Consider the following 21,859-nt stretch of genomic DNA (forward strand, 5'->3'; position numbering starts at 1 on the left):
TCAGCGCCCGGCACGACAGCGTCGCCGCAGGGTCGGGATCGGCTGGCGTGGGCCGAGGTCGGGGCGCGGTCCCTGCCCCGTTCGCGTCGAAACGCCGCGCGGCCGAGCCAAGCCCTGGTCCGCGCCGCGCGAGGGCACTCCCGAGGCACGCGGCCTCCTGCTCGCCCAGCCCGCTGGCGGCTGCGGCGGGGAGTTCGGCGCGCAATCACATGTCCGAAAGAACATATCTCCTGCGACATGTCTTATCGACAATGCTCCATGGAGCATGTCTTTTCGCCAATGCCCGAAAGAGCATGTCTCTTCGCACACGGCGCCCTCGCTACCGAGGACACGCCAGCCCTTCGGGCCTCGGACGCGCCCTCGCGGGGCCTGCTGCGCCTCAGCGCGGCCCGGGGATGATGCGGAGGTCGGTGAGGAAGCGGGCGAGCTCGCGGATGTAGTCGCGGCGGCCGAGCTGCAGGAAGTGGCCGCCGGTGAAGCGGAAGCGGCGCGGGCGCTGCCAGTGGTTCCACAGCACGTCGGCGTGGGCCTCGGTGACGAGGGCGTCGCCGCGGGCGGTGACGACGAGCCGGCGCTCCCACGGGACCTTGGGCTCGTACGAGAGCGGGCTGTGCAGCGCCCACGAGCTGTGGAAGCGCTCGCGGGTCATGCCGAGCGCCTCGGCCTGGCGGCGGAACGAGTCGCCCTCGCCGTGATCCCAGAAGAGGTGCGCGAACGAGGCGGGGGCCATGATCGGGACGACGAAGGACAGCCGCGGATCGATCGAGGCGACCAGGGCCGAGGTGTAGCCGCCGAGGCTCGAGCCCATCATGCCGAGCGGCGCCGGGCTGTGGCGCAGGATGGCAGTGATGGCGGCGCGCACGTCCTGGACGGTCTGGATGAAGGCCTCGTTGGTGCGCACCAGATCGGTCGAGGGGAACAGCTCGCCCGAGAAGCGCGCGGCGGTCGGCTTGCGCAGGCTGTGGAACGGCTGGACGTAGAGGTAGACGTCGAGGCCGAGGTCCCGGTAGAGGGTGGAGATGCTGAACTCGATCTCGTGCAGGCGGCGGTTGCCGACGCACCAGCCGTGCGCGAGCAAGATCGAGGCGGGCGCGGGCCGGTCGTGCTGCCAGGCGTGCAGGTGGACGGTGTCGACGCGATCGTAGGTGGCGTACTCGCGAGCGTAGCCAGGGTCGCGCGGGCGGTACGGCGAGGCGAAGCTGAAGTGCGTGGCGCGGCCGTCGACGAGCGGCCGCACGGCGAGCGGGACGAGCGGCGGCGGGGCCGGCGGCGGCGCGAGCAGGCGATCGGGCTCGGCGAGCACGGCGGGGTCGGTGTACTGCGCGACGACCTCGAGGCGGCGCTCGTGCTCGGCCCGCGCGAGCCGGTCGAGCTCGTTGCGCTGCATGAGGACGCGGCGGAGTCCGTGCCGCATGACGCGGTCGAAGCGGGCGCAGGCGTGATCGGCGAGGGCGCTGAACATGCGGGTCTGATTTTTGTTTTAGGCGCGCGGACGGCGTTTGAGAAGCAAAATCCCGCCTTGCGCCGCGGGCCCGGCGGGTGCGAGGCTGGTTGCGCATGCAGGTCGCCGTGGCCGGAGCGAGCGGGTTCATCGGACAGGCGACCGTCCACGCGCTGCTGCAGGCCGGTCACGCGGTGGTCGGGCTGTCGCGGGGCCGTCGCGGCCGCTCCGACCGGCCGGGGCTGGTGTGGCGAGAAGTGGACGTGAGCCGCGGGGGCCCCGAGCTGGTGGCCGCATTGGCGGGCTGCGAGGCGGTGGTCAACCTGGTGGGGATCAAGCGGCCCGAGCCGGGGCAGTCGTTCGACTCGGCCCACGTGGCGACAGTGGCGGCGCTGACGACCGCGATGCAGGCGGCGGCGATCCGGCGGCTCGTCCACGTCAGCGTGGCGGGACCGCGAGCGGAGCCGCCGCGGCCGACCCAGTACATGGCGACGAAGCGAGAGGCTGAACGTTCGGTCATGTCCTCGGAGACAGACTGGACGATCCTCCGTCCGGGGCCGGTGGCCGGGCCGGGCGACGACTTCGTGCGCAACCTGGCGGCGACGCTGCGCCACGCGGGGGTGTTCCCGGCCCCCGACGGCGGCCACGCGCCGCTGCAGCCGGTGCTGGTCGAGGACGTGGCGCTGGCGATCGCGGCGGCGCTGGAGCGACCGGCGGCGATCGGGCGCTGCTACGACGTGGTCGGGCCGGAGGTGCTGACGCTGCGCGAAGTGGTGACGCGGGTGGCCGACGCGCTGGCGCTGCCGGTGACTCTGGTGCCCTGCCCCGCCCCGCTGCTGGCGGTCGCGGTCGCGGGGCTCGAGAAGCAGCCCGAGCCGCTGCTGACGCGGGCGCAGCTCGGGCTGCTCAGCCACGGTCTGGTCGGCGATCCGGGGCCGGCAGCCTCCGAGCTCGGGCTGGTGACTCAGCCGCTGACCGCGGCCAAGATCGTGGCGCTGTCGGCCGGGGTCGAACCATGGCTGGGGCTGTCGCTGCGGCTGCGACGTGGCGACGAGGACATGTTCTTCAAGACATGTTCCAAGGGGGCGGTTCACGTGGCCTGGCTGGTGCCGCTGGCGGTGGCGCTGATCTGGGGGCTCGGCTCGCTGACGCCGCACGTGTGGTGGCGGATGCTGGCGGCCAACCTGGTGCTGGTGCCGCTGTGCCTCATGACGGTGCGCCTGCCGTGGCTCGAGCTGTGGCGCCCGAGCCTGCGCGGGCTGGTCCAGGGGGTGATGGCGGCGGCGGTGCTGGTCGCGGCGGGCTGGCTCGGCAGCCAGGTGCTGTTCGCGGTGACGCCGGAGGCGCGGGCCGAGGTGGCGGCGGTGTACAGCTGGGTCCACCTGCTGCCGGCCGGGATCGCGGCGGTGCTGCTGCCGCTGATCGCGGCGGCAGAAGAGGTGGTGTGGCGCGGGGCGGTGGCGTTCGCGGTGGCGTCGCGCGCGGGGCCGTGGTGGGGCGCGGCGACGTCGGCGGCCGCCTTCGCGGTCGCGCACGTGAGCCTCGGGGTGCCGGCGCTGGTGGTGGCGGCCGCCGGCGCGGGCTTCTTCTGGGCCTGGCTCGGCCTCAAGACCCGCAGCCTGTTCGTGGTGCTGGTGTGCCACGTGCTGTGGGACGCGTGCGTGGCGGTGCTGCGGCTGTACTGAGCAGGTGTTCTTCGGGACATGTCCGCAGGGACTCTCAGGGGTGCGGGCTCTCGACCTGTCTCTTCAGCCATGCAATGGACCGCCCGACGTTCCGACGACCGGGCGCTTGCGGATGCGACCCGCGCGCTGCTATCGAGGTCGCACCCCCCATGAGCTGGACTCCGTTTCCCTCGGCCTCGATCACCCACCTCCCTCCTGCTCCGCGCGCGCCGTCGCTGCAGATCTTCGCCGGCAAGCCGCACGCGCTGGCGTTCCTCGCCGACGGCTCGCTGGTGGTCGGCGGCAGCCACGGGATCACGCTGCACGATCCGGCCGCACCGTCGCCGCCGCGCGCCAGAGTCGCCGTCGTCGGCGTGTCGTGGATGGTCGCGCACCCCGACGGCGAGTCGGTGCTCGCGCTGGCCCACGGTCCCGGTGGTCGGGTCATGGTCCGCGTGTGGCCGGGGTCGGGGCGCGTGGTCGAATTGCTGCCGCGCGATCGCCTCGGCGACTACTTCCGCGGCGCCCTCTCGCCCGACGGCGCGCGCCTGGTGTGGCACCGCGAGGGCACGCCGCCGGCGCTGTGCTCGGCCGATGCGCTGACGGGCGCGTCACAGGAGGAGGTGGCGCTGCCGCCGGAGGTCGCGGAGGCGACCTGGCTGGCGGTGCGCCCCGACGGGGTGGTCTTCCTCGGCGGCGAAGCGATCGTGGCGGTCCACCCCGACGGGAGGATCGAGCCGATCGACGACTCTCCGTTCTTCGCCGGGTTCAAGCCGTTCTTTGTCGACGCGCGCGGCCTGATGGGCAAGGGCGGCGAACGGGCCGCGTTCGTCGACGGCGCGATCGAGCGGCTGGAGAATCTGCCCAAGCGGGCCAGCGGCGGGACGATCGCGTACGACCGCAGCCGCGTCACCCTCTACGCCCAGCTTGGCGCGGTGCAGGTGTGGGACGTCGCGGAGCAGCGGGTGCTGTTCACCGCCGAACTGGAGGGCGCCACGGGGCAGATGCCGGGCTGGGCGGGTCAGTCGGCGGCGGCGAGCGCGACCCATGTCGCTGCCATCGATCACGCGACGGCGGCGGTGCGGATCTGGCACGTCGACCAGCCGCAGCAGCCGATCGCAGCGTTGACCGACTACAGCCTCGGGGCGCAGCGCCTGGTGATCCGCGGCGACGCGCTGACGCTGCAGTCGTGTCAGCCCGCCAACTCGCTGCCGTCGGTGATGACGATCGAGCTCGGCAGCGGAGCGATGAAGCTGCTGGATCAGTGCGAGGTCCACGACATGGCCGCGACCGCCGACGGGCAGCGCCTGCTCGTGCTCCACCTGCGCTACCCCATGCGGCCGCTGAAGGTCACGCAGTTCGACGCCGCCGGCGAGCCGGGCGAGTCGATCGAGGTCCAGCAGGGCGCGGGTCAGCTGGCGCTGGCGCCCGACGGGCGGACCTGGGGCGTCACGTCGCACACCTATCCGGCGTCGCGCGCGACCGAGCCGACCGCGCACGCCCAGTGGCGCGCGTTCGGAGCGACGAAGTGGGCCAAGAACCTCAAGCTCAAGGGCCGCTGGCCGCGCATCGCCCTCTGTGACACTGCGGCGGCGGTGGTCGTCGGCCAGGAGCTGGTCGTAGTCGGGCTCGCCAAGGGCAAGACGCTGCTGACGCTGCAGTTGCCGACGCTCGCCGTGTGCGTGGCGATCAGCCGCGACGACGGGCGCGTCGGGCTGATGGGCGCCGATCGCCCGCGGATCGTCGAAGTGGCCGCGGGGACGGTGGTGGAGCTGCCGGCCGAGCTGCACGGCGAGCCGGCCTTCCACCGCTGCCTCTGCTTCGACGACGAGGGGCGCTGGCTGTTCGTCGGCCACCCCGCGGGACCGATCGTGCAGCACCGGGTGGCGGACGGCGCGACGCTGGCGACGCTGCGCTTCCACACGGACGCGGTCCGGGCGCTGACGTGGGCCGGCGGAGCGCTGTGGAGCAGCTCGGAGGACGGCACGATCGTCCGCTGGGGCGAGCTCGGCTGAGTCTCCATGTTTGAAAAGACATGCTCGATAGGTCATGAGCCATAGGACATGTCTGCGAGGGCATGTCCCGAACGTCTGGCCGTGAGCACGGCTCGCGCCGAGCCCCTAGCGGCCCGACAGGAAGCCGAGGCGCTGGAACAGCGGCTCGGGGGTGTGGCGGACGACGAACAGGATCGGGCGCCAGTACCACGGGACGAACGCGACGACGGCCCGGCGGGCGATGGCGCGGTCGATGTCACGAGCGGCGCGCTGCGGGGTGGCGAACAGGGCGTTCCTGGGGTGGCCGACGGTCATGGGCGTGTCGACCGGGCCGAGCTTGAGCGTGGTGATACCGACGCCCGCGGGGTAGAGGCGGCTGCGCAGGCCCTGCAGGTAGACGTGCAGCGCGCCCTTGGCGGCGCCGTAGGTGTAGTTGCGCGGGCGACCGCGCTCGCCGGCGACCGAGGTGATGACGGCGAGCGTGCCGCTGCGCTGGCGCTCGAGCACATTGGCGAGCGGGACCAGCACTGCGATCACCGAGAGGAAGTTGACCTGGACGATCCGCGCGGCCTCGGCGACGTCGTGCTCGCTGCGCTGCTGGTCGCCGAGGTCGCCGTGAGCGACGAGGACGACGTCGACGCGGCCGCCGAGCGCCGCCACGGCCTCGTTCGCCAGCGCCTCGGCGCGCGCGAGGTCGGTGAAGTCCCCCGCCGCGGTGGTGACCTCGGCGCCGGCGCAGCGGGCGGCCACGGCCGCGAGCTTGTCGGAGTCGCGGCCGACCAGGTGGAGCCGATCGCCGCGCGCGGCCCAGCGCGCGCACACCTCGGCGGCGATGGCGGAGGTGGCTCCGAAGACGATGACGTGGCGCATTCGCGGAAGGTAGCGCGGCCCGGCCCGCGATGGCGAGAGGATGTTCGCGTGGCCGCCGGCGGGCGGCAGTTCGTCGTCGTGGCCGCTCGGGCGGGTTCGCGGTCGCGCGGCGCCGAGTCGCGGCTGCACCTGGCTGGCCGCCGGGCTGCGATGAACCTGCTCGTGCTTGCCAATCCGGCTGCGCCTTTGGACATGCCCCGAACGACATGCCTTTAAAAGCATGTAAAATCGGACATGCTCGAACGAGCAGCCCGGCTGCCCTCACCGCTTCGGCTGGACCGCCGCGGCGCCGCCGGGCGTGACGTTCTCGTCGCGCCACGCGGTGGCCTCGGCGAGGTCGAGCGAGCCGGCGGGTCCCAGGGCGGTGAAGGAGGCGACGGCTTGCTCGATGAGCGCGCGGGCGCGGACGCGGTCGCGCTCGGACAGCCACAGCGCGCGGGCCAGGCCGTACTCGGCGCGGCCGCGCAGGAGCGTGTGGACGTCGGTGCCGGCGCGGATCGCCAGGGCGCGCTCGAAAGCCGGGATGGCGGTGGCGTAGTCCCTGGCGTGGAGGCCCCACTCGCCCAGGCCCAGCAGCGAGCGCGCGACCTCGGCGTGGTCCTCGCCGAGGACGCGGCGGCGGATCGCCAGCGAGCGGTCGATGACCGCGCGCGCCGGGTCGAGCTGGCCGGCCTCGAGGTAGGACGCGGCGAGGTTGTCGAGCTGCGTGCACAGCTCGATGTGGTCGGGGCCGTGGCGGCGCTCGAGCGAGCGCACGACCGCCTCGAAGGCGGCGACGGCGTCGATGGAGCGGCGGGCGCGGGCCAGCGCCGCGGCGATGTTGCCCTGGAACACGACCACCAGCGGGTCGTCCTCGCCGCGGGTGCGGAGGATGATGTCGAGGCCGCGACGCCAGGTCGCCAGCGCGGCGTCGAAGTCGGTGAGGACGAAGTAGAGGTTGCCCTCGTAGCGCAGGGCCGCGGCGACCTCGGGGTGCTCGGGGCCGAAGGCGCGCTCGAGGCGGGCGCGGCTGTCCGGAAGGACAGCCTTGGCGCGGTCGAACTCCTGGCGGGCCCACAGGGCGGTGCCGAACCACTGGCGGGCGCGCGCGGTGGCCGGGTTGTCGGCGCCGTGGAGGGCGTCGTAGGCGGCGACGCTGCGCTCGATCAGCGCCTCGGACTCGGCGTAGCGCCCGAGCGACCACAGCAGCTTGCTGCGGGCGAGGGCGAGCAAGGCGGCGGCGCCGTCGTCGGGGACGCGGGTCTGGGCGGCGCCGGCGATCTCGAGCCAGACCTCGGCGTGGTCGAGGCGGCCGAGAGTGTTGAGGGTGTCGACCAGGGCGGCCGCGGCGTCGCGCGCGACCGCGTCCTGGCGGCTGGCGGTGGCGGTGGTGAAGGCGGCGCGCAGGCTGGTCTCGGCCTCGGCGTCGCGCTGGACGAGCGCGAGCAAGCGGCCGCGCGCGAGCTGGGCCTCGGCGACTGCGGGGGCGTAGGCGGCGGCCTCGGCGGCGGCGACGGCCTGGTCGGCGCCGAGCAGGCCGGCCTCGTAGCGACCGGTGTGCTCGAGCGCGGCGACGTTGGCGAGCCCGCGGCGGACGTTGTCGACGGCCAGCGCGGTGGCCGGATCGGCGGGCGGCGGCACCTCGGCGCGCAGCACCCCGACGTCGGCGCAGCGCTCGATCGGCGGCAGCGCGGCCACTGCGTCGACCGCCCGCTCGACCACGCCGGCGTCGGCGGCCACCAGCAGGTCGGTGACTGCCCTGACCTCATGGACATGTCGTGAAAGACAGGCCATGCGCAGGTCGAGCAGGTGCTCCGACTGCTCGCCGCGGGCGTGGGCCTCGCAGGCGTCGCGGTGCATCGCCACGATCGCCTCGGCGCGGGCGTCGAGGCGACCGGCCACGTGCGTCCACGCCTCGTCGGCGAAGTCGAGCCCGCTGGCCTCGAAGGCGTCGGCGGCGGCGTCGCGGCGGGTCGGGTCCCACACGCCGACCATGCGCGCCTCGCCGCCGAGGCAGCGACCCTCGTCCTGGAAGCTCCACGCGGCCGCGGCCAGGCCGATCACCGCGCCGAGGCCGAGGCCGACCACGGCATGCCGCGCGCGCACCTGCGGGCCGGCGAGGTCGGCGAGCAGCGCGTCCATGCTCGGGTAGCGGGCGTCGGGGACACGCGCGAGGCCGCGGGCGAGCACCCGGTAGAGCCGCTTGCCCACGCGCGGGCCGACCTGCACGCGCTCGGGCAGGTCGGCGACCAGGACCTGGTCGCGCAGCTCGTCGACGGTGTTGCCGGAGAACGGACGCGAGCCCCACAGCGCCTCCCACAGCGCGATGCAGAAGCTGAACTGATCGGTGCGGGCGTCGACCTGTCCGCCGAGCCATTGCTCCGGGGCCATGTACGCCGGGGTGCCGGCGAAGAAGACGGTGCGCTCGACGCCGACGTCGACGAGCTCGTCGCCCGCGGGCCGCTCGGCCTGCTCGGCGAGCGCGGCCAGGCCGAAGTCGACCACGCGGACGCGGCCCTCGAGGTCGACGAGGACGTTGCCGGGCTTGAAGTCGCGGTGCGTGAGGCCGACGCGGTGCGCCGCGGCCAGGCCGCGCCCGGCCTCCGAGAAGACGGTGAGGATGTCCTGCTGCGAGCGCTCGCGGTCCTCCAGCCAGGCCGACAGGGTGACGCCGCGGACGAACTCCATGGCGATGAACAGCTCGTCGCCGAGCGTGCCGGCCTCGTAGACCTGGACGACGTTGGGGTGCGACAGGCGAGCCAGCGCCTGCGCCTCGCGCAGCAGGCGGGCCTGCAGGCGCTCGTCCTGGCGGTGGTGCGAGCGCACGACCTTGATGGCGACGCGGCGCTCGAGCACCTCGTCGTAGCCCGACAGGACGACGCCCATGCCGCCCTCGCCGAGCTCGCTCAGGATCGCGTAGCGGCCGATCCGGCGCGACTGCCGGATCAGCGAGTCTTCGAGCGGGGCCACGGCGCCGCGCAGGCCGACGTCCGAGGCCGCGTAAACCGGCGTGCTGTCCCTTCGACCAGGTGCTGCGAGGGCCGTCTCCTCGATCGGACTCGGACGAGCCCGGGCGGTGACGTCCAGCGCCGGCGACTTGGTGTCGGTGGTCGCGAGCAGGTCCGGGTCCGAGGGCCCGGAGCGCTTGTCGTCGGGCGAGTGGGCACCCACCATGGAGGACGGTACACGACCTGTGCCCCTGCGGCGAGGACGCTATCGCGCACGGGCGCGAGCGCCCCACTCTGCGTGCGCCGGGCCACGCGCGGACCTATGCCCGCCCCCGGCGGCCGGCGCACGAGATGTCTTTTCAGACAGGTCCGCGAGCCGACAGACGACCGCCCGGGCAGGTCGCCAGATCTGCCCGGGCGGTCTGGTGGGTGAGGATTACTTGCAGGCCTTGGTGATACCGACCTTGAGCTGGCAGATGGCGTCGGAGTAGGCGGCGGTGAACACGTCGCGGCGGACGCCGGTCTGGCTCTTGCCGAGGTCGTCGAGGTCGGGGCTCAGCTGCCCGAGCTTCTCGCGCAGGGTCGTCTCGGTGGTCCACAGCTCGGCGGCGGCGCGGCGGATCTCGACGTCCTCGTCGAAGGCGTTGAACACCGTGACGATCGGCTCCCTGTCGCCGCCGAGCGGCACGCCCGCCGCCTTGACCGCGAGGTTGAAGCGGTCGGAGTCGAGCCCGAGCAGGACGTTGTAGTCGTCGCGCTTCGGGTAGAGCGCGCGGACGGCGTCGAGCTCGTTGTCGTCGAAGTCGCCCTCGCCGAGGTTGTTGTCGATCTCCCAGCGGAGGTCGTCTTCCTTGTTGATCATGCCGACGTTGTGGCAGCCCATGCACGACTTGCCGTTGCGGACCACGCCGTCGGGGGCGTTCTTGTCCTGCACGATCTGGATCGGCGCGTCGTCGATGCGGACGCCGACCGCGTCGACGATCATGTAGCCCTGGAGGCCGTTCGGCAGGCTGTAGATGATCTCGCTGCCGTCCTCGACGAAGTTGAACGGGTCGACGAACACGTTGGCGTCGCCGGCGTTGCTCTGGAAGTCGTAGCTGATCCAGTAGACGCGGTTGCTGGCGTTCGGGAAGTCGTGGCGCTCGATCACGCGGTGGTTCTCGGACACGCCCGACTCGTGGAACGCGGCGCGCGCGACCCGGTTCGGGTTGGTCTCGATCTCCTCCTGGACGTTGCCCTCGACGTTGATGCCGAAGCTGGCCTCGAGCTCCTGGCGGGTCCGCGGGATCCGCAGGATGTCGTGGTAGAGCGGCGGCTGGGCCGAGACCTCGACAAACGCGTCGGCCTGCAGCAGGAAGAACTTGGTGTTGGTCGCCTGCTTCACGTCCTCGGCGCTGTCGCCGATGAACTCGATCGCGTACGGGTCCTTGTCGGCGATGAGCTCCCAGGTGTCGCGGAACTCCTCGACGAAGGTGTTGGTCTCGATGTCGAGCACGCGGCCCGGCGCGTCCCAGTCGTAGTCGCGGATGTCGATGCGGAAGATCAGCCTGTCCGGATCGATCGCCACCGGCGCCACGACCTTGATCTCGTTCGACAGGCTGTTCGCCAGCTTCGACAGGGCGTGGCGGTAGATGTCGATCTGGTCGTCGCACCAGCCGTAGTTGTAGAGGTGGACCAGGCTGAAGTAGCGGATGAAGGGCCGCGCGTCCGCCGAGATCTCCTGCGTGTTGAGGAGGTCGTTGCGGATCAGGTCGATCACCTGCGTGCGGGTCATCCACGGGTTCTCGCCGCACCCGGTCACGCCGGCGCACTCGCCGATCCACTGCTCGACCGCGCGGATGTCGTCCTCGGTCGGCCGCGGCTCCTGGCCCTCGGGCGGCATCGGCAGCATGGTCGCGGCCATGCGGCGGTAGATCGCCGAGTTGTTCGGCTCGCCGGGCACGACCTTGCCGTTCGAGATCAGCGCGTCGAGGTTGGTGATGTAGTTGATGCTGCCGAGGGCCGCGCTGTCGGCCCCGTGACACTGCTTGCAGTTCTTGTCGAGGATGTTGAGGGTCTGCGCCGACAGCTCGCCGCAGTTGGCCTCGCCCTGCTCGCCGTCACCGCCGGTGCTGCTGCCGCCGTCGGTGCCGCCGCCGGCGGTCGTGCCCCCGGTGCCCTCGGTCTCGTCGCCGCTGTCGTTGCCCGGCAGGACGACGGTCTTGCAAGCGCCGCCCACCATCAGCGCGAGCGCTGCGGCGGAGATCAGCGGGATCGATGAGTAGAATCGTTGAGTCATGGTCGAAGGTGCTCCTGGAACATGTGGCCCGTAGGACAGGTGGGGGATCGCGGAGCCCGGGCCAGGGCGACGATCAGCGGCCTCGGGCCAGGGGTCAGAAGCGCGCGGACAGGAACATGCCGCCGAAGGTCGGCGAGACGGCGGGCGCGACGCGGACGCGCGAGAGCTGCTCCTGGCGCGCCTTCTTGAGGTCGGTCGCGCCGAGAGCGACCAGGGTGACGCCGAGCGCGACGCCGAGGACCCCGGCGACCGCGCCCGCGGCGGTCATCGTGTCGCCCTGCTTCTTCTGCGCCTCGAGCGGGGCGAGGTACTCGGGGTTGCCATCCGCCTTCGGCAATTCGCGGTCGGCCGACTTGCTGAGGTAGATGCCGCCGCCCATGACGCCGAGGGCCGCGAGGCCGCCGGCGAGGAAGATCGAGCCGGCGATCAGCTCGCCGCGGGCGTTGCGACGGACCGGGTTGGTGCGCCGCACGAGGTCCGGCAGCGCGCTGTCGGCCGCGGTCCGCAGCTCGGTGCTCCACGCGTGCATCGTCTCGAGGTCGTCCGGGTTGACGCGGAGGCCGTCGACCGCCCCGCCGCTGTTGGCCGCGAGCAACGCGTCCGCGCGGTCGATGTGGCGCAGGCTGGCCTCCCACTCGGCCTTGGCCTGGTCGGCGCTGCGCTTGCGCGCGAGCTTCTGCCGGGCGTCGGCGGCCGCGAGGTGCAGCACCGGGTCGCGCAGGGCCTCGGCCCCGCCGGCGAGCAGGCCGACGGCGCCCTCGAGGTTGCCGGCGTCGGACAGCTGCTGCGCCTGGTCCTGCAGCGGCGCGCGCTCGGCCTCGGCCTTCTCGACCTGGGCCTTGATCATCGCCTCGCGCGGCTGCGCCTTGGTCTTGTCCTTCTTCTTGCCGCTCCCGCGGTTCTTCTTCACGGGCCCGGGCGAATCGTCGAGGACGACGGTGTCGTCATCTGCGGCCGGCGCGGCCGCCGATTCGGTCTTCCATCCATTCGTGGATTCCCCCGGCTGGCCGGCCCACGCGGGCGCCGGCATCGCCAGGGACAATGCGATCCCCACCATCAGGAGCGAACGGCGCCCCTGCGATCGTACTGTCGACATGTGCTCTCCTTGAGGGCCGCGGCCGCGTCATTGCGGCGCGCGGCGACGATGCTGTCCTACAGGCCGGCCTTGCATGGGACATACAAGGCTGGCGACGGCCTGGGCGGACCGCGAGAATTAGGATTGGCCATCCTGGCCTAAAAGACAGCCTCCATGGCAGAGCACCTTCCGTGGCGCATGGGCGGGAAGTCCGCGACGACCGCGGGACCCGACCTGTCACTCGAGTAACGGCTCCCGCCCGATCGATCACCGCCCCCGACAGAAAATTCGCGAAAGCCGTGTAACAGGCGTATGACGGCGATTTTTCCGCCGCGGTGCGTGGTTGCCCGGGTCGCCGGCGAACCTTGGGGGCGAGAGGCCGCCGCGCGAACGACTGCACGTATTGCGGCCACCGTCGGGCCGCATGGGATCATTTAGTAATTCGAATTACCAAATGAACGCTCGCACGCGCCGGCCCGCGCCTCCGCGACGTCGTCGGCCTCTCCGAGGTGGCGCCGGCGCTCCGCGGGCAGCAGGCACGCGCGCGTGGCGGCGGCGAGGCGCGCGCGCAGGCCCTCGCCGGGCCGCGGCCACACCACGACGCGGCCGTCGGCGCCGGCCGAGGCGAGGCGATCGCCGCCGGCGTCGTACGCGAGGGCGTTGACGCCGCCGCCGTGGCCCGCGAGCAGCTCGGGCCCGGCGTCGCCCTGCAGCGACCAGAAGAGGAGCGCGCCGTCGGCCGCGCCGGCGACGATCCAGCCGTCGCGCGGGTCCCAGGCCACGCTCGTCAGCGCCGCCGAGGCCCGCCCCAGCTCGGTGCGCACGCCGGTGGCGGCCGCCACGCGGATCAGCGCCCTGCCCTCGCCCGCGACCGCGAGCGCGTCGCCGGCGGGGCTCCACGCCAGCGCGCGCAGCGGGTGGCCGAGCTCGATGAACACCGTCTGCTCGACGCGCACCAGCACGAAGCCGGAGGCGGTGACCGCCGCCAGCCGCTCGTCGACCGGCGACCACCCCATGGCGGTGATGGCCCCGCGGCCCTGCGGCGCGCGGGACGGATCGAGCATGTCCTTGAAGTCATGTCCCGAAGGCCAGAGGAAGAACGCGCCCTCGCTGCCGCCGGCGGCCAGGCGATCGCCGCGAGGATCCCAGGCCAGCGCGGACACCGGGCGGCGATCGACGCTGACGCGCCGCGTCGCCCCCTCGCCGCGGGGGATCCAGGTGACCACGCCGCTGTCGTCGGCGACCGCGAGCTCCTGCCCGTCGCGCCGCCAGGCCAGCGCCAGCGCGGTGCCGGCGTGGTCGCGCCGACGCACCGGGCCGTCGTCGGTCGGCAGCAGCCACACGCTGCGCGCGCCGGCGGCGGCCAGAGCGGTGCCGTCGGGGCTCCACGCGAGCGCGTGCACGGTCGCGCCGACGTCGTGCTCGCGCAGGGCGGCCGGCGCGAGCCGCCACACCCGCGCGCTGCCGTCGTCGCTGCCGGTGATCAAGCGGACGCCGACCGGCGCGAACGCCAGCGCCCGCACCGGCCCGGTGTGCCCGCGCAGCACGTACGGACGCGCAGTCCCGCCGATCCGCCACACCCGCGCGCTGCCGTCGTCGCTGCCGCTGGCGAACCAACCTGTCCCGAGAGCCAGGCCGGTGACGCCGCCGTCACCGACCACCGCGGCCACCCGCCGCGGGGTGCCGTCGACCCGCCACACCTCGACGCCGCCGTCGTCGCGGCCGATCGCCAGCTGGCGTCCGTTGCGGTCCCAGGCCAGAGCGCCCACGGCCGCGCCGCGAGCGACGACCGCGACCGCGCGCCCCTCCGCGACCACCCAGACCTCGCCGCGCGGACCGGCCGCGGCCACGCGCGCGCCGTCAGGGCTCCAGGCGACCTCTGCGAGCGGACCGGCGACGCCGCGCAGGGGGGTGACCCGATCGACCGCGACCAGCGAGACGCCGCCGCGCGCATCGGTGCGGAGCTGCTCGCCGCCGGGGCCGCGCCGCGGATCGGGCGCGGAGCCGCCTGCCCCCGGCGTCGGCGGCCCGCCAGCGAGCGCGAAGCGGCGGACGTTGCCGGCGGCGTCGACCGTCTCGACCGCGCCGCGCAGATCTTCGGCGGCCGCGGCGGGCCGCGGGCTGTCCTGCGGGACAGCCGATGTGTCCCCCGGGACAGGCGCCCCGGCGACCGGCACCGCCGCGCTCGCCAGCACGACCTCGCGCCTGCGCGCGATCGACCTGTCCGCAGGGACAGACGCAGCGGCGACCGGCACCGCCGCGCTCGCCAGCACGACCTCGCGCGCGGGCGCGTTCGACCTGTCCCCGGGGACAGGCGCAGCAGATCCAGCCGCGCTCGCCAGCACGACCTCGCGCGCGGGCGCGCTCGACATGTCCCTGAGGACAGGCGCAGCAGATCCAGCCCCGCTCGCCAGCACGACCTCGCGCCGGGGCGCGTTCGACCTGTCCTCGCGGACAGCTCCTGCCTCCGCGCTCGACCTGTCCTCACGGACAGCCCCCACCGCCCCCGGCACCGCGCCAGCCGGCGCGCTCCTGTCCCCCGGGACAGCCTCGATCCAGCGCACCGCAGTCACCGCGCCGTCGTGGCCGCGCAGGATCGCCTGACTGATCGGCTCGGCCAGGACGCGCTGGGCCAGCGCGCCCGGCTCGTCGAGCTCGCGCAGCAGCAGCGCCGCGGCGGTCGGGTCGCGCGGCAGCAGCGAGAACGCGGCGTCGCGGACCCGCAGCGCGTGGGCCTGGCGCTCCGCGGCCGCGCGCTCGACCGCCAGCTCGCCGGCCTGCGCGTCCGCGGGGGCGCTGTCGGGCGCGGCGGCTTGCGGGTCCGCGCCTGCGCCGGCGTCGGGCTGCGCCAGCGACACCCCGAGCGCGACCAGCCCCGCCGCGGTGGCCGCCGCGCCGCCGGCGATCAGCCACGTCCGCGCGGGCACCGGCTCGGGGCCCTCGGCGAAGCGCCGCCGCGGCTGCAGGGCCGCGAGCAGCTCCTCCATCGTCGGCCAGCGCTCGGCTGGCTTTTCGGACAGCCCGCGAACGATCGCGCGGCGCACGCGCAACGGCACGCGACTTTCGCGCGGAATGGGCGCGATCTCGACCTGCCCGAAGCGCGGAAGCGAGCCGAACGGCCGCAGACCGAACAAACCTTCGAACAGCGCCACGCAAAAGCTGAATTGGTCGGAGCGCGGCTCGGCGTTGCCGGTGCGCTGCTGCTCGGGCGCCATGTAGGCCGGCGTGCCGAGGATGCTGCCGGTGCGCGTCAGCGGCATCAGCTCGTCGTCGAGCGCCTCGCCGGTATCGAGGGCGCAGGTGAGCCCGAAGTCGAGGACGCGCGCGCGGTCGCGGCTGTCGACGAGCACGTTCTCGGGCTTGAAGTCGCGGTGCAGCAGGTTGGCGTGATGCGCCGCGGCCAGCGCCCGCCCGGCCTGCAGGTACACCGCGAGCACCTCCTGCCACGGCCGCGGGCGCTCGCGCAGCCACGCCTCGAGGGTCACGCCCTCGATCAGCTCCATGGCGATGTAAATTTGGTCGCCCCACGCGCCGACCTCGTAGATCCGCGCCACGTGCTCGTGCTCGAGGCGTGCCATCGCCCGGGCCTCGCGCAGCAGGCGGGCGCGACCCTGGTCGTCACCCTGGAGGTGCGGGTGCAGCAGCTTGATGGCGACGCGGCGATTGAGCTGGGCGTCGACGGCCGCATACACGACGCCCATGGCCCCCTCCCCGAGCCGGCGCTCGACGTGGAAGCGGCCGATCATGGTGGGCGCGGCCGGCTCGCCGAACAGCCGACCCATCACGCGCGCGTGGAGACGATGGACGTCGACGTCCCCCCACGTGCCCGCACCTGCGCCGCGGGCGGCCCTCGCATCGGGAGGCGTGTCGGGCGGCGTGTGGGGCGGCGTCGACATCGTCGGATCGCAGAGAAGATAACAGGCGGAGCGGCCCCGCGGGCGGCGCGATCGGAGGTAAGATCGAGGCGCCATGGACCCCGACTGGGAACTGCTCTCGGCCTGGCGCAGCGGTGATCGCGGCGCGGGAGAGCGGCTGGTGAAGCGACACTTCGGCGCGATCGCCCGCTTCTTCCGCAACAAGGTCTCGAGCGAGCACGACGCCGCCGACCTCGTCAGTCAGACCTTCCTCGAGTGCACCAAGGCGAAGGACGGCTTCCGCGGCGAGACCAGCTTCAAGCGGTTCGTCTTCGCCATCGCCCTCAACGTGCTGCGCCTCTACATCCGCACCAAGCACAAGCGTCAGGGCGAGGCGCTCGACTTCGGGGCGCTGTGCGCCAAGGATCTGTCGCCGTCGTCGATGAGCTCGATCGTCATGCGCCGGCGCGAGGCCCAGCTGCTCGTGCTGGCGCTGCGAGAGATCCCGCTCGACCAGCAAATCGTGCTCGAGCTCAACATCTTCGAAGGCCTGTCGGGGCGCGAGATCAGCGAGCTGCTCAGCGTGCCCGAGGGCACCGTGCGCGGCCGGCTGCGCCTCGGCAAGGACCAGCTGCGGGCCCGCCTCGCCGAGCTGGCCCGCTCGCCGGCCGAGCTCCAGGCCACCCTCACCGACCTCGAAGGCTGGGCCGCCAGCATCCGCCGCGCCCTCGACCGCGACGACGGCGACGCCGGCCCGGCCGCGACCGGCTCGTGAGCGCGCGCGCCGGCGGCCGGCCGCGAGGCTGCTTCGCCGGCCTCCTGCGGTGGACCGCCGCGCTATAGTCGGGCCCCCCGAGGACCCCGAGATGAACGCCACCGGCACCCTCAGCCGTGCGACCCAGATCGTCTATCGCGTCGGCTCCCGCCACTCGAGCGAGGTCGACACGCTGACGCTCGAGCCCGACGGACGGGCGACGTGGACCTCGCAGGGCCGCCACTGCGAGGTGCAGCTGCCGCCCGAGGTCTACGGCGACATCCTCGGCCGCCTGGCGCAGTACGGCTTCAAGGCGGCGACCGGCCTGCACGGCGACGCGATGGCCGACTACCAGCACGAGATCGAGGTGCTCGAGGGCCCGAAGAAGAAGTCGCGCTGCACGTTGCGGCTCGGCCACGAGTTCGGCACCTACCTCGGCGACGCGCCGATCGGCATGAAGGAAGTCGTGGCCCTCCTCGACCGCGTCGCCAGCCGCGTCGAGTCCGGCGCCGACCTGTCCGAATCGCCAGACGCGCTGATGGGCGCCTTGTTGCGCAACATCGACTTCCCCTACGTCAACCCGCACGGCGAGCCGGGCGCGTTCCTGCTGATCGACCCGGGCGGGCAGGTGCTCGCCGCCTCGTCGCTGCGGTTCGCCCTGCCCCACGCCAGCGGCCTCTTGCCGTTCCGCGACGGCGACCGCTTCGGCTTCGTCCGCGCCACCGGCGAGGTCGCCATCGCCCCGGCCTACGCGCTGACGCTCGGCTTCAGCGAGGGCCTCGCGGCGGTCAAGCTCGACGGCGGCTGGGGCTTCATCGACGTCCGCGGCGAGCTCGTCATCCCGGCCCGCTTCGCCGCCGCCGCCAGCTTCGCCGACGGCCTCGCGTGCGTGCAGCTCGGCGACCAGACCGGCTACTGCGACCGCGCCGGCGCGTTCGTCCCGGCCCCGCCGCAGGCCTCGCAGCTCGGCCGGTTCGCCGAGGGTCGGGCCCCGTTCCGCGCGCTGTCGCGGATGGGCGTGCCCGCGTGGGGCTACATCGATCGCACCGGCCAGGTCGTCGTGCCCGCCGGCTTCGACTACGCCGGCGAGTTCTGCGAGGGCCTCGCCTGCGTCCAGCAGGACGACCTGTTCGGCTTCATCGACGTCACCGGCGCCTGGGCCATCGAGCCGCGCTTCACCGACGCCGGCGACTTCCACGAGGACCTCGCCGCCGTCGGCGACAGCGGCCAGTACGGCTACTGCGACAAGAGCGGCACCGCCGCCGTCGACTTCCGCTTCCTCCGCGCCGGCAACTTCGCCGAGGGCCTGGCCCCGGTCGGCGTCGGCGCCAAGACCGGCTTTATCGACCGCGAGGGCCGCCTGGTCATCGAGCCGCGCTTCGACCTGGCCCAGAGCTTCAGCGAGGGCCTGGCCGCCGTGCGCGTCGACCACAAGTGGGGCTTCATCGACCGCGCCGGCCGCATCGTCATCGAGCCGATCTACGAGGGCGCGGGCCCGTTCGGCGACGGCGTCGCCTGCGTGCGCAAGTTCGCCGACCCGCGCCCCGTGATCCATACCGGGTCGAAGAAGGTCATCATCAACATGAGCAAAAAGACATGACCGAAGCGCCAGATCCGCTGGCGCGCCTCGGCTGGGACGAGCACGCCGCCGCTGCCTGGGCGGCCAACCGCGGCGACGGCAACCTGCCTGGCCGCGTAGCCGCCGAGCACCGCGGCGGCTACGTGGTCCTCGCCGCCGCCGGCGAACTGCGCGGCGAGCTGGCCGGCAAGCTGCGCAAGGCCGCGGCCAAGGACGCCATGCAGAAGCCGGCCGTCGGCGACTGGGTCGCGCTCGACGTCCACGCCGCCGCCGGCACCGCCACCATCCATACTGTCCTGCCGCGCAAGACCGTCCTCACCCGCCGCGCTGCCGGTCGCGGCGCCGCCGCCCCGCAGATCGTCGCCGCTGGCGTCGACAGCGTCTTCATCGTCCACCCGCTCGACCAGGCGCCCAACCTGCGCCGGCTCGAGCGCTACCTCGCCATCACCCTCGCCAGCGGCGCCGCTCCGGTGATCGCGCTGACCAAGGCCGACCTGGTCGACAGCGCCGAACCTGTCCTTTCGGCCATCCGCCCGCTGCTCGCCCGCGTCGCCGGCGAGCGGACCATCCCGATCCACGTGCTGTCGAGCGTCAGCGGCCAGGGCCTGGACGAGCTCGACGCCTACGTCGCCCGCCCGCAGACCACCGCGTTGATCGGCGTCTCGGGCGTCGGCAAGAGCACGCTCATCAACCGCTGGCTCGGCGAGGACCGGCTCAGCACCGGCGGCCTGCGCGACGACGGCAAGGGCCGCCACACCACCACCCACCGCGAGCTGCTGGTGCTGCCGCGCGGCGGCCTCGTCATCGACACCCCCGGCATGCGCGAGCTCGGCCTGTGGAACGCCGACGAGAGCGTGCCCGAGGCCTTCGCCGACATCGCCGCGGTCGCCGAGGGCTGCCGCTTCCGCGACTGCACCCACGCCCACGAGCCCGGCTGCGCCGTGGTGGCCGCCGCCGCCGCCGGCCAGATCGAGCCCGAGCGCCTCGACAGCTACCGCAAGCTGGTCGCCGAGCTCGCCTCGCTGGCGCGCGACCGTGAGACCGCCGCGCGAAACCGCGCCCGCAAGGCCGACCACCGGGTCCTGCGCGCCTACTACAAGGACCCGCGCACCCGCGGCCAGCGCGACTGACCCGTCCCCGGCCACCCTCGCAATCACCGGCGAGCTACGTCCCTCGCGTACCTCGATCCCCTCGGTCCTCCGGCTCAGCCTCGCGCTCCCTAGCGACCTCCGCGCCGCTTTACAGCCACCGCGTTCAGCGATGAACTCGAAGGGTCCACGCCCGGCGGCGACGACCGCAGAAATGCCGGCCCAGCCCGCCGTGTTGTGCCGGAGCTCGTCGATGCGTCCGCGCCTCCCGCCCCTGCCCCGTCTCGTCCGCGCGAGCGCGATCGTGCTGGGCCTGTCGGTCGCGCCGGACGTCCACGCTGCTCCGGCCAAGCTACCGCCGAACATCCCGCGGCCTTCGGTCGACCTCGAGCCCGACGGCGCCGGTCGCCTGAAGCACCGCGGCGACGGCTTCACCGCCATCATCCAACCCGACGGTTCGGTCGAGTTCCGCGACCACGGGGGCACCGCCGACATCAACTTCCTCGGCCTCGACCTGTGGCGCCGCCGCCTCCGCGAGCCCGAGCCCGAGCGTCACCCGCCGTGGTTCATGGGCGTCATCGACGAGGCGCTGTTTCCCCGGCGCGCTGCCCCGTACGGCGCCGCCCCGATCCTCGCCGGCTTCGGCGCCCGCTTCGGCGGCCTCGCCGACGGCCGCCGCAAGAACCGCCACAAGAGCGCCAAGCAAGCCTTCATGGTCGCCACCGAGCAGCTGCGCTTCCACCTCGCCAACGCCTGGTACAAGCAGCGCCTGCGCAGCGAGCTCGCCGACCTCGGCGGCCAGCTGCTCGAGGTCTGGCGCGACGCCAAGCTGCCGCTGATCGAGCGCAAGCGGCGGATCTTCGAACGCTGGGAGGAGTGCGAGGACCCGACCACCACCCGCCGCACCGAGGTCGATCGCATGCGCCTCGACATCGCCCGCACCGCCCGCGCCAAGATCGAGGCGTTCGTCCGCCAGGTCGCGCCGTACGGCTCGCCGCAGGCCTTCACCGACGCCGAGCTCGACCGCCTCAACGCCGGCCGCGCCGGCAAGACCCGCTTCCGCCCCTACGACGCCCCCGTGCTGCCCGAGGACGTCAGCGCCGAGACCGAGCTCGGCACCACCGACGCCGCGCCGCAGACCGTCCCCGAGCCGCCGCCCCCCGATCCGCCGCCGAGCCCGACCCCGATCGGCCCCGACCCCGGCCCCGGCTTCTCGCCCGCGCGCGATCGCTGAGCGGTCCAAGCACATGACCCCGAGGGCATGTCCTGGAAGACATGTACTTTCTCAAGCTCTGCCGAGCGAGCCCGGGCGTCCCTGCCCTGACATTGACCGCAAGGACATGTCCTGTAAGACATCCATGTTCGCAAGCTCCGCCGAGCGAGCCCGAGCGCACCCTTCCTTCGCATGTCCAATAGGACATGTCTTAAAACCCATGTCCTATCGACATCTCCGCCGGAGCGAACCTGGCTGAGACATGTCGCATCGAACATGCCCGATGCGACATGTCCATCGAACACTGGCGAAAGCGCCATGTCTTTCGTCACACCCCGTGCGACGTCCCGCCCACGGCCGAGCCCGCTCGCCGCCATCCGCGCCCTCGCCGCTGCCGCTCTGGTCGACGCTGCTGCGTCCGGCGCCAAGGCCGTGCGGCTGGGCGTCGCCGACGTGCGTGCTATCCCGAAGCGCGACGGAATGCGCCGCCGGCCGCCGCCGTTGTCGTGACGCTCCGCCTCCTCCTCATGAGCGCCCGCATCGACCTCCTCGTCACCCTCGGCCTGTCCGTCCTCGCCTGCACTGCGCCGGCCGCGGTCCCCTCGCCCGCGCCCGCGAAGGCCGAGCCCACGCCTGCCGCGCCGCCGCCGCCGCCACCGCCGGCCCAGGACGACGCCGCGCTCGCCGATCGCCTCGGCGACGCCAACACCCCGCCCGAGCTGCTCGAGCGCGGCGCCGCGGCCAAGATCTGGGCCGACCACGCCATCGATCGCGGCATCAACCCGTTCTACCTGCGCGGCGACTTCGACGGCGACGCCGCGCCCGACTATCTGGTCAGCGTCGTGTCCAAGCTCGGCGCTGGCGCGCTGCCACGGCTGGTCGTGCTGCGCGGCGGCGGTCGCCCCGCGGTCTGGCTCGACGACGACCCCAAGGCCGGCCTCACCTTGCCCGCGCGCGACGCCTGGTACGTCCACGACCGCGGCACCTCCGTGCCCGGGGGGCCCGGCGGCAAGGCCCCGGCGCTCCAGGGCGACGGCATCGTCATGATGAAGCTCGAGTCCTCGAGCGCGCTCGTCTACTGGGACGGCGCCCGTTTTCGCAGCCACTGGCTGTCGGACTGAG

General features: G+C 73.4%; 13 protein-coding genes. 7 read left to right on the forward strand and 6 right to left on the reverse strand.

The window, feature by feature from the left end:
* Window positions 1-379 precede the first annotated feature (379 nt).
* A complete protein-coding gene (locus tag OV090_RS30440; RefSeq protein ID WP_267708152.1) occupies window positions 380-1,462 on the reverse strand; it encodes an alpha/beta hydrolase family protein in 1,083 nt (360 codons plus the stop codon).
* Between the two features lie 95 nt (window positions 1,463-1,557).
* Between OV090_RS30440 and OV090_RS30445 the strand changes: the two genes are divergently transcribed.
* The gene (locus tag OV090_RS30445; RefSeq protein WP_267708153.1) at window positions 1,558-3,126 is read left to right on the forward strand and encodes an NAD(P)H-binding protein; all 1,569 of its coding nucleotides are present in this window, start codon (window positions 1,558-1,560) and stop codon (window positions 3,124-3,126) included.
* A gap of 149 nt (window positions 3,127-3,275) precedes the next feature.
* Window positions 3,276-5,120 (forward strand): hypothetical protein, encoded by a 1,845-nt coding sequence (locus OV090_RS30450; protein WP_267708154.1) that lies wholly within the window; start codon window positions 3,276-3,278, stop codon window positions 5,118-5,120.
* A 105-nt stretch (window positions 5,121-5,225) separates the two neighbouring features.
* Here OV090_RS30450 and OV090_RS30455 read toward each other — a convergent pair whose 3' ends face one another.
* From OV090_RS30455 to OV090_RS30475, 5 genes are all read right to left on the reverse strand, one after another.
* A complete protein-coding gene (locus OV090_RS30455) occupies window positions 5,226-5,969 on the reverse strand; it encodes an SDR family NAD(P)-dependent oxidoreductase (RefSeq protein WP_267708155.1) in 744 nt (247 codons plus the stop codon).
* A 261-nt stretch (window positions 5,970-6,230) separates the two neighbouring features.
* Window positions 6,231-9,122 carry a serine/threonine-protein kinase gene (locus tag OV090_RS30460; protein WP_267708156.1) on the reverse strand — a complete coding sequence of 964 codons (2,892 nt, stop codon included), beginning with the start codon at window positions 9,120-9,122 and terminating at the stop codon, window positions 6,231-6,233.
* 210 nt (window positions 9,123-9,332) lie between these two features.
* Window positions 9,333-11,174 (reverse strand): c-type cytochrome domain-containing protein, encoded by a 1,842-nt coding sequence (locus OV090_RS30465; RefSeq protein WP_267708157.1) that lies wholly within the window; start codon window positions 11,172-11,174, stop codon window positions 9,333-9,335.
* A 94-nt stretch (window positions 11,175-11,268) separates the two neighbouring features.
* On the reverse strand, window positions 11,269-12,270 hold the full coding sequence (locus OV090_RS30470) for a hypothetical protein (RefSeq protein WP_267708158.1): 1,002 nt from the start codon (window positions 12,268-12,270) through the stop codon (window positions 11,269-11,271).
* Window positions 12,271-12,683: 413 nt separating this feature from the next.
* A complete protein-coding gene (locus OV090_RS30475; RefSeq protein ID WP_267708159.1) occupies window positions 12,684-16,145 on the reverse strand; it encodes a protein kinase in 3,462 nt (1,153 codons plus the stop codon).
* A gap of 73 nt (window positions 16,146-16,218) precedes the next feature.
* Between OV090_RS30475 and OV090_RS30480 the strand changes: the two genes are divergently transcribed.
* The 5 genes from OV090_RS30480 (at window position 16,219) to OV090_RS30500 (ending at window position 21,858) form a co-directional block, all read left to right on the forward strand.
* A complete protein-coding gene (locus tag OV090_RS30480) occupies window positions 16,219-16,878 on the forward strand; it encodes a sigma-70 family RNA polymerase sigma factor (protein ID WP_267708160.1) in 660 nt (219 codons plus the stop codon).
* A 91-nt stretch (window positions 16,879-16,969) separates the two neighbouring features.
* Window positions 16,970-18,457, forward strand: coding sequence for a WG repeat-containing protein (locus OV090_RS30485; RefSeq protein WP_267708161.1), 1,488 nt, complete (start codon window positions 16,970-16,972; stop codon window positions 18,455-18,457).
* Window positions 18,454-19,566, forward strand: a complete 1,113-nt coding sequence (gene rsgA / locus OV090_RS30490) for a ribosome small subunit-dependent GTPase A (protein ID WP_267708162.1) — start codon at window positions 18,454-18,456, stop codon at window positions 19,564-19,566. Before OV090_RS30485 ends, rsgA begins: the two co-directional genes overlap by 4 nt.
* Window positions 19,567-19,777: 211 nt before the next feature.
* Window positions 19,778-20,758 carry a hypothetical protein gene (locus OV090_RS30495; protein ID WP_267708163.1) on the forward strand — a complete coding sequence of 327 codons (981 nt, stop codon included), beginning with the start codon at window positions 19,778-19,780 and terminating at the stop codon, window positions 20,756-20,758.
* Between the two features lie 506 nt (window positions 20,759-21,264).
* Window positions 21,265-21,858: a hypothetical protein gene (locus tag OV090_RS30500; RefSeq protein ID WP_267708164.1), complete on the forward strand. Its 594-nt coding sequence runs from the start codon at window positions 21,265-21,267 to the stop codon at window positions 21,856-21,858.
* Window position 21,859: the final 1 nt, after the last annotated feature.

Origin of the sequence: Nannocystis sp. RBIL2, from assembly GCF_026626745.1 — a bacterium.
Taxonomy (GTDB): domain Bacteria; phylum Myxococcota_A; class Polyangia; order Nannocystales; family Nannocystaceae; genus Nannocystis.